Source organism: Streptomyces dysideae, from assembly GCF_001514305.1.
GTDB classification, from domain to species: Bacteria; Actinomycetota; Actinomycetes; order Streptomycetales; family Streptomycetaceae; genus Streptomyces; species Streptomyces dysideae.
This window is the reverse complement of sequence record NZ_KQ949083.1, coordinates 203,536-215,200: the sequence shown is the minus strand read 5'-3', so window position 1 is coordinate 215,200 and position 11,665 is coordinate 203,536. Positions and strand designations below refer to the sequence as shown.

Here is an 11,665-nt window from a genome sequence, read left to right as displayed (position 1 = left end):
GAACTCACTGAAGCGGAGCAGTGGTTGACGCGGCCTGGTCCGTGCCGCCGAACGCCGCGTCGAAGGAGGCCGACGGCGGCTCGAAGTCGTATGCCTTCAGGCGGGTCAGGGCCTCGGGTGCGCCCTGGAGCCGGTCCATGCCGGCGTCCTCCCACTCGACGGAGATCGGGCCCCCGTAGTCGATGGAGCGCAGCATCCGGAAGACGTCCTCCCAGGGGACGTCGCCGTGCCCGGCCGAGACGAAGTCCCAGCCGCGGCGGGGGTCGCCCCAGGGCAGGTGGGAGCCGAGGCGGCCGTTGCGACCGTCGAGGCGCTTGCGGGCCTCTTTGCAGTCGACGTGGTAGATCCGGTCGCGGAAGTCCCAGAGGAAGCCGACCGGGTCGAGGTCCTGCCAGACGAAGTGGGAGGGGTCGAAGTTGAGGCCGAAAGCCGGTCGACGGTCGACCGCATCCAGCGTGCGTACAGTCGTCCAGTAATCGTATGCAATCTCGCTGGGGTGGACCTCGTGCGCGAACCGCACGCCCTCCGCGTCGAAGACGTCGAGGATCGGGTTCCAGCGCTCGGCGAAGTCCGTGTAGCCGCGCTCGATCATCGATTCGGGCGCCGGCGGAAACATGGCGACGAGGTGCCAGATCGCCGAGCCGGTGAAGCCGATCACCGTGTCGACGCCGAAGGCCGCTGCGGCCCGCGCGGTGTCGGCGATCTCGGCCGCCGCCCGCCGCCGTACGCCCTCCGCGTCGCCGTCGCCCCAGATACGGGCGGGCAGGATGGCCTGGTGGCGTTCGTCGATGATGGCGTCGCAGACCGCCTGGCCCACCAGATGGTTGGAGATCGCCCAGCACTTCAGGCCGTACTTGTCGAGGAGTTGGTGACGCGACTTGACGTACGCCGGATCCGCGAGTGCCTTGTCGACCGCGAAGTGGTCGCCCCAGCAGGCGAGTTCGAGTCCGTCGTAGCCGAAGTCGCGGGCGAGGCGGCAGACCTCTTCGAGGGGGAGGTCGGCCCACTGGCCGGTGAAGAGCGTGAAGGTGCGCGGCATTCTCTGAGCCCTCCTCAGACGGCTATCGGCGTGTAGACGGAGTTCTTCTCGGCGCTCTCCTCCACGGCCGCCAGCACGCGCTGCACCTGCAGCCCGTCGGCGAAGGAGGGTTCGGGCTGCCGGCCCTCGGCGATGGCGTGGACCAGGTCACGGGCCTGGTGGACGAAGGTGTGCTCGTAGCCGAGGCCGTGGCCGGGGGGCCACCAGGCGTCCAGGTAAGGGTGGTCGGGTTCGGTGACGAGGATGCGGCGGAAGCCGGCGTGCGCTCCGGGCTCGGTGCCGTCGTGGTAGGAGAGTTCGTTGAGGCGTTCCAGGTCGAAGGCCAACGAGCCGTGCTCGCCGTTGAGTTCGATGCGCAGGGCGTTCTTGCGGCCGGTGGCGTAGCGGGTGGCCTCGAAGGAGGCGAGGGCGCCGGAGGTGAAACGGCCGGTGAACAGGGCGGCGTCGTCGACGGTGACCTGTCCGGTGCCGGTGGACGCGGCGGCGGACAGGCCGCTGGTCGGTCCGCCGGGCAGCGGGCGTTCGCGTACGAAGGTCTCGGTGAGCGCGGAGACGCCGGCCAGCTGCTCCCCCGCCAGGTACTGCGCGAGGTCGACGATGTGCGCGCCCAGGTCGCCGAGCGCACCCGAGCCGGCCAGTTCCTTGCGCAGCCGCCAGGTGAGCGGGAACTCCGCGTCCACCAGCCAGTCCTGAAGGTACGTCACCCGCAGGTGCCGCAGGGCGCCGAGGCGGCCCTCGGCGACCATGCTCCGGGCCAGCGCGGTGGCGGGCACCCGGCGGTAGTTGAACCCGACCATCGCCAACTGACCGCGCACATACGCCGCTTGGGCGGCCGCTGTCATCGTCTCGGCCTCCTCGACGGTGTTCGCGAGGGGCTTCTCGCACAGCACGTGCTTGCCGGCGGCGAGCGCGGCGAGCGCGATCTCGGCGTGGCTGTCGCCGGGGGTGCAGATGTCGACGAGGTCGATGTCGTCCCGTTCGATCAGGGCGTGCCAGTCGGTCTCGGCCGCCGCCCAGCCGTACCGGTCGGCCGCCGCGCGCACGGCGGTCGCGTCCCGCCCGCAGATCGCGGCCAGTACGGGGCTGCGGGGCAGGTCGAAGACGCGGCCCACGGTGCGCCAGCCCTGGGAGTGGGCGGCGCCCATGAAGGCGTAGCCGACCATGCCGACGCGCAACGGCGGCTTCCCGGCCTCCGGTGCTGCTGTCTGCTGCGGCTGTTCCATGCAGATGTCCTCCTCGTCGTCGTGGCGCGGTGGGGGGGGTGGGGCCCGGCCCGAGGGACGTCCGCGGTCCGTCGGGCAGGGCGCGCCTCACTTGAAGCCGGTGGACATGTACGTGTCGACGTTGTCCTTGTCGACGACGGCCGAGTAGAGGGTGAGCGACGCGGGGATCTCGAACTCGGCCATGCCGCTCACGCCCTTGCCCTGACCGAGCGCACGGGCCAGGTCGATCGCGGACGCGGCCATCGTCGGCGGGTACAGGACGGTCGCCTTCAGGACGCCGTTGTCCTGCTTGATGGCCTGGAAGGCGGACAGGGCGCCGGCGCCGCCGACCATCAGGAAGTCGTCGCGCCCGGCCTGCTCGATGGCGCGCAGGGCGCCCACGCCCTGGTCGTCGTCGTGGTTCCACAGGGCGTCGAACTTCGACTGGGCCTGCAGGAGTTGGGCCATCTTGGCCTGTCCGGACTCGACCGTGAACTCGGCGGCCTGCCGGGCCACCTTCTTGATGTTGGGGTAGTTCTTCAGCGCGTCGTCGAAGCCCTGGGTGCGCTGCTTGGTCAGCTCGAGGTTGTCGAGGCCGGCCAGTTCGATGACGCGGGCGTTCGCCTTCCCCTTGAGCTTCTCGCCGATGTAGTGGCCAGCGTTGAGGCCCATACCGTAGTTGTCGCCGCCGATCCAACAGCGGTACGCCTGGGGGGTGTTGAAGATCCGGTCGAGGTTGACGACCGGGATGCCCGCGCGCATCGCCTTCAGTCCGACCTGGGTGAGCGCCTTGCCGTCGGCGGGCAGCACCACCAGCACGTCGACCTTCTTGTTGATCAGCGTCTCTATCTGGCCGATCTGCTGGGCGGTGTCGTTGGAGCCCTCGGTGATCTCCAGGGTGACGTCCGAGTACTTCTTGGCGCGGCTCTTGGCGTTGTCGTTGATGGCGTTGAGCCAGCCGTGGTCGGCCTGCGGGCCGGCGAACCCGATGGTGACCTCCTTGCCCGGCTTGTCCTCGGCGGCGGGCTGGTCGTTCGCGGCCGGCTCGTCGTCGGACTCGTTGCTCGTGCAACCTGCGAGGAGGGCACCGGCGGACACCGCGGCGGTCCCGAAGAGCAGCCCTCTGCGACTGGTGAAGCGGTTCGTGAGCTCTGGCATGGCGGTGAACCCTTTCCTCAGGTCGTGGCTTTGGCGGTACGACCCTCAGGTCGTGCTTGCGGTACGGCGCTGGACCAGCACGGCGGCGACGATGATCGCGCCCTTGGCGATCTGCTGGACGTCGCTCTGCAGGTTGTTCAGGGCGAAGATGTTGGTGATCGTGGTGAAGATCAGGACGCCGAGCACGGACCCGGTGATGGTGCCGCGGCCCCCGGTGAGCAGCGTGCCGCCGATGATCGCGGCCGCGATGGCGTCGAGCTCGTACAGGTTGCCGTTGGTGTTCTGGCCCGAGCCGGACAGGATGATCAGCAGGAAGGCGGCGATGCCGCAGCACAGTCCGGACAGCAGGTAGAGGTAGAGCCGCTGGCGGCGTACGTCGATGCCGGCGAGGCGGGCCGCCTCCGCGTTGCCGCCGACGGCGACCGTGCGGCGCCCGAAGGTCGTGCGGTTCAGGATCAGCCAGCCGATGATCGTCACGACCGCGAACACCATGACGAGCGGCGGGATGCCGAGCACGTAGGCGTCGCGCTCGCCGAGGTCGAGGACGCCCTCGACGGTGACGATCTGTGTCTTGCCGTCGGTGATCTGCAGGGCGAGTCCGCGGGCGGAGGCCAGCATGGCGAGCGTGGCGATGAACGGGACCATCCCGCCGTACGCGATGAGCAGCCCGTTGACCAGCCCGCACCCCACGCCGACCAGCACCGCGGTGAAGAGGATGCCGCCGAAGCCGTACTCCTGGGTGGCGACCGTGGTCGCCCACACCGAGGAGAGGGCGACGATCGCACCGACGGACAGGTCGATACCGCCGGAGGTGATGACGAAGGTCATGCCGACGGTGACGACACCGATCACCGAGGCCTGGGTGAGGACGAGTTGGAGGTTTCGGGTGTCTAGGAACTCGTCGGGCTTGGTGATGCCGCCGATGAGGATCAGTACGGCGAGCACGCCGAGCAGGGACAAGGTACGGACGTCGGCCCGGACCAACATCCCCCGCCAGGACGGGGGTTGGCCCACCGGGGCCGTCTTGTCGGTGCCGTCGCGGGGCGGGGACACGTGCTGCGTCATGACGCCGGGCTCCCTTCACCGGCCGCCGGGCTTGCACTGGCCACGGGGCTTCCTTCCATGACGAGGTCGAGTACACGGTGTTCGTCGAGTTCGCGCGCGGGCGCCGTGTGGACGACCTGACCCTCGCGCAGGACCAGCACGCGGTCGGCGAGGCCCAGCACCTCGGGCACCTCGCTGGAGACCAGCAGCACGGCGAGCCCCTCGTCAGCCAGTCGACGGACGACTGCATACAGTTCTGCGCGGGCGCCGACGTCGACGCCGCGGGTGGGTTCGTCGAGCAGCAGCACTCGGCAGCCGCGCAGCAGCCAGCGCGCGAGGACGGCCTTCTGCTGGTTGCCGCCGGAGAGGGTGCGCACCGGCACGGAGGGGTTGTCGGGCCGCAGCGACAGTTCGCGCGTCGCGGCCCGCGCCGCCTCCAGTTCGACACCCCGGTCGATCCAGCCGCCGCGTGAGAAGCGGGACATGGAGGACACCGAGACGTTCCGGGTGACGGACTCCAGCATCAGCAGGGCCTGCGCCTTGCGTTCCTCGGGGGCGAGCCCGAGTCCGGCACGGACGGCGGCGCGCACACTGCCGGGCCGCAACGCCCGTCCGCCGACGAGGACTTGACCGGAGCTGGGCTTGCGGGCGCCGTAGATCGTCTCCAGGATCTCGGAGCGTCCCGAACCGACGAGTCCGGCCAGCCCGACGATCTCGCCCGGGCGGATCTGCAGGTCCAGGGGCTCGAACTCCCCTTCCCGGGCCAGCCCGCGGACCTCCAGGACCGGCTCTTCCAGGGTCGCCGCACGCGATGGCCGGCCCGGGAAGACGTACTCGACGTTCCGGCCCGTCATCAGCGCGACCACCTCACGGGTCGGCGTGGACTTGGCGGGCAGCCCGCCCGCGACGGCCCGTCCGTCCTTCAGAACGGTCACGCGGTCGCCGATGCGGCGGATCTCCTCCAGGCGGTGCGAGATGTAGACGACGGCGACGCCGTCGGCGGTGAGGTCGCCGACGATGCGGAAGAGGTTGTCGACCTCGTCGGGGTCGAGGGCGGCGGACGGTTCGTCCATCACGATGAGCCGTACGTCGTGGGAGAGCGCCCGCGCCATGGAGACGATCTGCTGCTGGGCGGCCGACAACTCACCGACCAGGCAGCCCGGTTCGATCTCGGGATGTCCAAGTCGGTGCAGGAGCTGTGCGGTTGATGCACGGGCGGCCTTGCCGCGCACGACGAACCCGGCGGTTGTGGGTTCATGGCCGAGGTGGACGTTCTCGGCCACGGACAGGTGCTCCACCAGGTCGAGTTCCTGGTAGATGGTGGCGATGCCGAGGCGCATGGCGGCTATCGGTGAGCGGAGCGTGACGGGGTCGCCGCGCCAGTGGATGGTACCGGTGTCGGGCTGGTGGGCGCCGGACAGCACCTTGATGAGGGTGGACTTGCCGGCCCCGTTCTGGCCGAGCAGACAGTGCACTTCGCCGGCCTGGACGTCGAGGTCGACGCCGTCGAGGGCCCGGACTCCGGGGAACGACTTGGTGATGCCGGACATGGTGAGCAGCGGTGGTTCTGGTGCCATGGCGGTTCCCCTTGGCTGGCGTGCGGGCCGGTTCAGGGCGCGTGCGGGGCAGGCGTTTCGGGGCAGGGCAGAGCAGGGCGCTGTGCTGGTGGGCCGTATCGGCCAGAGACCTACTGAGGGCCTACAGAAGGCTTACGCGGGTGAGAACAGGTGGTCGCTGATGAGCCGGGCCGCGCCGATGACTCCGGCGGTGGGGCCCAACTCCCCGAGAACGATGGGCAGGTTGCCGGTCGCGAGCGGCAGCGACTGGCGGTAGACCTGGGTGCGGATCGCGGCGAGCAGGGTGTGGCCGAGGCCGGTCACCCCGCCGCCGATCACCACCAGGCCCGGGTTGAAGAAGCTGACGAGTCCGGCGATGATCTGGCCGACGCGGTTGCCGCCCTCACGGATCAGATCGAGGGAGGTGGCGTCGCCGGCGGCGGCCGCGGTGGCGACGTCGACGGCGGTCAGGGTGCCGTTCGCCGCCAGCAGCGTGGCGAGTTCGGCGGAGCGTCCCTGCTGGGCCGCCTCCACGGCGTCCCGGGCGAGGGCCGCCCCGCTGAAGTGGGCTTCCAGACAGCCCCGGTTGCCGCAGGCGCAGGGCCTGCCGTCGGGTACGGCCTGGATGTGCCCGATGTCGCCGGCGCTGCCCGTCGTACCGCGGTGGACCTCGCCGCCGACGACGATGCCGCAGCCGATGCCGGTGCCGATCTTGATGCAGAGGAAGTCGCCCACGGAGCGTGCGACGCCCGCGTGCTGCTCACCCATCGCCATCAGGTTCACGTCATTGTCGACCATGACCGGGCAGCCGAGTTCCTGGCTGAGTGCCTCCCGTGCCGGGAACCCGTCCCAGCCCGGCATGATCGGCGGAGCCACCGGCACGCCCTCCGGGAAGCGGACCGGTCCCGGTACGCCGATGCCGGCGCCGTCGAACCCTTCCGCGAGCCCGGTGGCCTTCAACTTCGCGGCCATGGAGAGAACTTGCTCGAAGACCGCGACCGGGCCCTCGCGTACGTCCATGGGCTGGTTGAGGTGTCCGAGGATCTCCAGTTCGGCGTTGGTGACGGCGACGTCGACCGAGGTCGCGCCGATGTCGACGCCGAGGAACCGCAGGTTGGGGGCAAGCCGGACGTTGTGGGAGCGGCGCCCGCCGCGTGAGGCGGCGAGCCCGTCGGCCACGACGAGGCCCGTCTCCAGCAGCCGGTCCACCTCCACGGCCAGCTTGGACCGTGACAGGTCGACCTGATCGCCCAGCTGGGCCCGGGAGTTGGGCCCGCCGTCGCGCAACAGCTTGAGCAGTCGGGCCTGATGGGCGTTCGCGGGCCGCGCCGTCATACGTCTCACGAGCCCCTCCCCGCCTCGATCGGCCTGTGCGCGCCGGGTTTCGGCCACCTAGGTGGCTTGCTTTCGAGGGGAACGTAGCAGTGGCTGCCGGGAGTGGGAAGAAGTTACGCGGAGATTGCCGCAGACTTTCTCCACTCGCAGGACAAAGATGTTCTTGCGAGGGTGCTCGCTCTCCCGCACCAACAGGGCTGAATCGAGGCGCGGTTGGCTACCCTGTGCATGCCGATGTCAGTGCTGGGGGGAGCACTCATGACTCAGGAGCCGTCACCCGACTCGGAACCCGGTTACGCAATGCGCCTGGCGAACGGGTCGTACGACTGGTACCGCAACGCCGCTATCAAGGCCCGCCGATACTTCCGGCTGACCGAGACCCTGGTACTGCTCGTCTCGGCCGCGATCCCGGTGTCGGCGGTCATCTCACCCGGCGACGCACAGGTCCCCGCCGTACTGGGCGGCGTCGTCGTGGTGATCAGCGGGCTGCGTTCCGTCTTCCACTGGCAGGACGACTACCTGCGGTTCAGCGAGGCCCGCGAGGCCGTGGAGGCGGAGCGCCGGCTGTACCGCACCGGCGCCGAACCGTACGACGACCCCGCCACCCGGGACCGGGTGCTGACCGCCGCCGTCACCCGCATCGAGCAGCGGGAGATGGGCACCTGGGTGCAACTGGCCAGTCCGCGCACCGATTCCACGGGGAACAGCGGGCGCCCCTGACGGCACGGCTCGGCACGCACTGTCAGAGGCGCCCCAACGGCCTTACGCCGCTCAGGACTTGGCGCGGGCGTGGTACGACCGCCGGGTGTGCTCCGTGTGCTCGCGCATCAGCTGGGTGGCGAGCTGCTCGTCGCGGTCCGAGATCGCGGCGATCAGGTCGCGGTGCTCGATCCAGGACTGGTGGCCGCGCTGCCGGGCGACGGGCGTGTAGTACCAGCGCACCCGGCGGTCGACCTGGGCCGCCAGTTCGGCGAGGACCACATTGCCCGCGAGCTCCATGATCGTCGCGTGGAAGCGGGCGTTGAGCGCGACGGCCGCGTCCACGTCGTCGGACGCGACGGCGAGCAGGCCCTGGGCGAGGATCTCGTCCAGGGCCTCGATGCCGGCCTTGTTCGCGTTGGCGGCGGCGAGCCGGGCGGCTTCGGCCTCCAACAGGGTGCGCACGGTGAGGAGTTGGTCGGCCTCCTCCTCCGTCGGCTCATGCACGAAGGCACCCTGGGCGGGCCGCAGATCGACCCACCCCTCCGTGTTCAGCCGCTGCAAGGCCTCGCGCACCGGCTGCCGGGAGACGCCGAGGTGTCCGGCGAGCTCACTCTCCACGAGGTGCTGGCCGGGCTGCAGGGCGCGCGTGGTGATCAGTTCGAGCAGCGCCTCGTAGACGCGGTCGCGGAGCGGACCGGGGCGTTCGAGTTTGGGTACCGCACCCTGCGGCAGTCCGGTCGACAACATCACGGTCCCCCTCCTGGGCCATGCCGGGCGACTGAAGCCGGAAGCCGGCCGCCACTGGACAGCCAGTATCGATTGTCTTTCGTCTACAGTCTACGGCGCACAATGGCCAGGGCGTTCGGGAGTTGGCCTCGTCACACCCCGTCCCGGGGGCACGTTACGGGCAGCGGACGACCTGCCCGGCGTAGGACAGGTTGCCGCCGAACCCGAACAGCAGCACCGGATCGCCCGTGGAGATCTGCCCCTGCTCCACCAGCTTGGAGAAAGCGAGCGGAATGCTCGCCGCGGAGGTGTTGCCCGATTGGGCGACGTCCCGCGCGACGACGGCGTTGACGGCGCCGATCTTCTCCGCGAGGGGTTCGATGATGCGCAGGTTCGCCTGGTGCAGGACGACGCCGGCCAGGTCCTCGGGCGCGAGCCCGGCCTTCTCGCAGGCCTTGCGGGCGATCGGCGGCAGCTGGGTGGTCGCCCAGCGGTAGACGCTCTGCCCCTCCTGCGCGAACCGCGCGGGCTGCCCCTCGATGCGCACCGCGTGCCCCATCTCGGGCACCGAACCCCACAGCACGGGCCCGATGCCGGGTGCGTCACTGGACGGGTCCGCCTCGACGACGGCGGCCCCCGCTCCGTCGCCGACGAGGACGCACGTCGTACGGTCCGTCCAGTCGGTGACCTCGGACATCTTGTCGGCACCGATCACCAGGGCCCGGGTCGCGGCGCCGGCCCGGACGGTGTGGTCGGCGGTGGCCAGGGCATGGGTGAACCCGGCACACACGACGTTGACGTCCATCGCGGCCGGCGACGGGATGCCGAGCCGGGCGGCGACCCGGGCGGCCATGTTCGGGGAGCGGTCGACAGCCGTGGACGTGGCCACGAGGACCAGGTCGATGTCGCCGGGCGCGAGGCCCGCCGCCGCCAGCGCCTTGGCGGCGGCGTGCGCGGCCAGCTCGTCGACCGGCTCGTCGGGCCCGGCGATATGGCGTGTGCGGATGCCCACCCGGGACGTGATCCACTCGTCACTGGTGTCGACCATGCCCGCCAGTTCCTCGTTGGTGAGTACCTTGGCGGGCTGGTAGTGGCCGACGGCGGCGATGCGCGAGCCGTTCATGGGTGGTCCCCCTCGGTGCTTCGGGTAACGGGATCCACCAGTCTGATCAGTGACTCACCAGTACGACGGCAGGTGAGACGACAGGATTCCGGCGCCCCCGTTGTCAGCTTCCGTCATCCGCGGGGGCAAGGAGAGTACGCCCGAACAGTTTCCGGACAACTACCCCGTGAACAGCTGCGTCGCCTTGCGTACGAGCTCGAACACCCCGTAGGCGAGCGGCACCCCCACCCACACCCAGGCGAAGGCGATCAGCCCTCGCCGGTCAGGCGGACTCTGACTGCTGTCGTTCGACATCGGCTGCCTCCCTCGGTGCCGGGATGTGGTGCCGGGCGTGGACCGGCCGGACGAGCTCGTTGGCGACGAAGCCGACGACGAGCAGGCCGATCATGATGACGAAGGACAGGCCGTAGAGGGACGCACCGCCCTTGCCCGCCTCCTCCTGGCGGTCGGCGATCCAGTTCACGATCAGCGGGCCGAGGACGCCGGCCGTGGACCAGGCGGTGAGCAGCCGCCCGTGGATCGCACCGACCTGGTATGTGCCGAAGAGGTCCTTCAGATACGCGGGGATCGTCGCGAAGCCACCGCCGTAGAAGGACAGGATCACCAGCGCGCACAGGATGAACAGCGGTTTCGACGAGTCGCCGAACAGTGCGATCAGGGCGTACATCAGCGCGCCCGCGCCCAGGTAGACGCGGTAGATGTTCTTGCGTCCGATCAGGTCGGAGGTCGACGACCAGCCGATGCGGCCCGCCATGTTGGCCGCCGACAGGAGGGCGACGAAGCCGGCGGCCGCGGAGACCGACACCGGGGTGGAGGTGTCCGCGAAGAAGTCCGTGATCATCGGGGCGGCCTTCTCCAGAATGCCGATGCCGGCGCTCACGTTCATGCAGAGCACGACCCACAGACACCAGAACTGCGGGGTGCGTACGGCGCTGCGGGCGGAGACCTGCGGACCCTCGAGGATGCTCGGTCCGCCGCTGACCGGCTTCTCGGTGCGCGGCACCCGGACCAGCAGCACCCCGAGCAGCATGAAGACTGCATACGAAAGCCCGTGTACCAGGAACGCCACGGCGATCCCGGAGCTGTCGGAACCGAACGACTCCAGCATCTGCGCCGACCAGGGCGAGGCGATGAGCGCGCCGCCACCGAAGCCCATGATCGCGATGCCGGTGGCCATGCCGGGCCTGTCCGGGAACCACTTGATGAGCGTGGAGACCGGCGAGATGTAACCGATGCCGAGGCCGATGCCGCCGACGAAGCCGTAGCCGAGGACGATCAGCCAGTACTGCTCGGTCGCCGCGCCCAGCGCGGAGAGCAGGAAGCCGGACGAGAAGCAGACGAGGGCGACCGTCATCGCCCAGCGCGGCCCGTTGCGCTCCACGAGCGTGCCGCCGAACGCGGCCGACAGGCCGAGCATCACGATGCCCAGCTGGAAGGGCAGCGCGCTCTGGGTGCCGCTGAGGCCGAGCGCGGACTCGAGGGGCGGCTTGAACACGCTCCAGGCGTACGCCTGGCCGATGGAGAGGTGGACCGAGAGAGCGGCAGGCGGAACCAGCCAGCGGCTCCATCCCGGCGGTGCGACTGGGGGACTCATGATCCCGAACGGTAGGAAGGAAGACGGAAGTTGAAAAGTCGCGCGTCGACCGTATCCGATGAACGGTATGCCGGACGCGACGAACGGTCGCGTGCTGCGCGACCCCTTGCTGGGCCAGGTCCCATACTGTAGACAGTATTTCGTCGACAGAGATTCGGCAGTTCCTCGGTATCCCTCAACCGAACG

Annotated in this window: 11 protein-coding genes; 1 reads left to right on the top strand and 10 read right to left on the bottom strand. The window is 70.0% G+C overall.

The window, feature by feature from the left end:
- Positions 1 to 4: 4 nt before the first annotated feature.
- The 6 genes from AQJ91_RS17280 to AQJ91_RS17255 all read right to left on the bottom strand — a co-directional run bounded on the left by AQJ91_RS17280 (position 5) and on the right by AQJ91_RS17255 (position 7,334).
- Positions 5 to 1,039 (bottom strand): sugar phosphate isomerase/epimerase family protein, encoded by a 1,035-nt coding sequence (locus AQJ91_RS17280; RefSeq protein ID WP_067021999.1) that lies wholly within the window; start codon positions 1,037 to 1,039, stop codon positions 5 to 7.
- 14 nt (positions 1,040 to 1,053) lie between these two features.
- On the bottom strand, positions 1,054 to 2,262 hold the full coding sequence (locus AQJ91_RS17275) for a Gfo/Idh/MocA family protein (RefSeq protein WP_067021998.1): 1,209 nt from the start codon (positions 2,260 to 2,262) through the stop codon (positions 1,054 to 1,056).
- Between the two features lie 87 nt (positions 2,263 to 2,349).
- Complete coding sequence (locus AQJ91_RS17270) at positions 2,350 to 3,399, bottom strand: substrate-binding domain-containing protein (RefSeq protein WP_067021996.1); 1,050 nt, start codon at positions 3,397 to 3,399, stop codon at positions 2,350 to 2,352.
- 45 nt (positions 3,400 to 3,444) lie between these two features.
- Entirely contained in the window at positions 3,445 to 4,464 is a 1,020-nt protein-coding gene (locus AQJ91_RS17265; RefSeq protein WP_067021995.1) for an ABC transporter permease, read from the bottom strand.
- Positions 4,461 to 6,020: a sugar ABC transporter ATP-binding protein gene (locus AQJ91_RS17260; protein WP_067021993.1), complete on the bottom strand. Its 1,560-nt coding sequence runs from the start codon at positions 6,018 to 6,020 to the stop codon at positions 4,461 to 4,463. The genes AQJ91_RS17265 and AQJ91_RS17260 overlap by 4 nt, the downstream gene beginning before the upstream one ends.
- Positions 6,021 to 6,152: 132 nt before the next feature.
- Positions 6,153 to 7,334, bottom strand: a complete 1,182-nt coding sequence (locus AQJ91_RS17255) for an ROK family transcriptional regulator (protein ID WP_067021991.1) — start codon at positions 7,332 to 7,334, stop codon at positions 6,153 to 6,155.
- A gap of 258 nt (positions 7,335 to 7,592) precedes the next feature.
- On the opposite strand from AQJ91_RS17255, the gene AQJ91_RS17250 reads away from it, so the two are divergent.
- Positions 7,593 to 8,054: a DUF4231 domain-containing protein gene (locus AQJ91_RS17250; RefSeq protein WP_067021989.1), complete on the top strand. Its 462-nt coding sequence runs from the start codon at positions 7,593 to 7,595 to the stop codon at positions 8,052 to 8,054.
- A gap of 51 nt (positions 8,055 to 8,105) precedes the next feature.
- On the opposite strand, the gene AQJ91_RS17245 is transcribed toward AQJ91_RS17250, so the two are convergent.
- The 4 genes from AQJ91_RS17245 to AQJ91_RS17235 form a co-directional block, all read right to left on the bottom strand.
- On the bottom strand, positions 8,106 to 8,783 hold the full coding sequence (locus tag AQJ91_RS17245) for a GntR family transcriptional regulator (RefSeq protein ID WP_067021987.1): 678 nt from the start codon (positions 8,781 to 8,783) through the stop codon (positions 8,106 to 8,108).
- A gap of 154 nt (positions 8,784 to 8,937) precedes the next feature.
- Positions 8,938 to 9,885, bottom strand: coding sequence for a beta-ketoacyl-ACP synthase III (locus AQJ91_RS17240; RefSeq protein WP_067021985.1), 948 nt, complete (start codon positions 9,883 to 9,885; stop codon positions 8,938 to 8,940).
- A gap of 159 nt (positions 9,886 to 10,044) precedes the next feature.
- Positions 10,045 to 10,179 (bottom strand): MFS transporter small subunit, encoded by a 135-nt coding sequence (locus tag AQJ91_RS57360; protein WP_267891203.1) that lies wholly within the window; start codon positions 10,177 to 10,179, stop codon positions 10,045 to 10,047.
- Positions 10,148 to 11,479 (bottom strand): OFA family MFS transporter, encoded by a 1,332-nt coding sequence (locus tag AQJ91_RS17235; RefSeq protein ID WP_067021983.1) that lies wholly within the window; start codon positions 11,477 to 11,479, stop codon positions 10,148 to 10,150. Before AQJ91_RS17235 ends, AQJ91_RS57360 begins: the two co-directional genes overlap by 32 nt.
- Positions 11,480 to 11,665 lie beyond the last annotated feature (186 nt).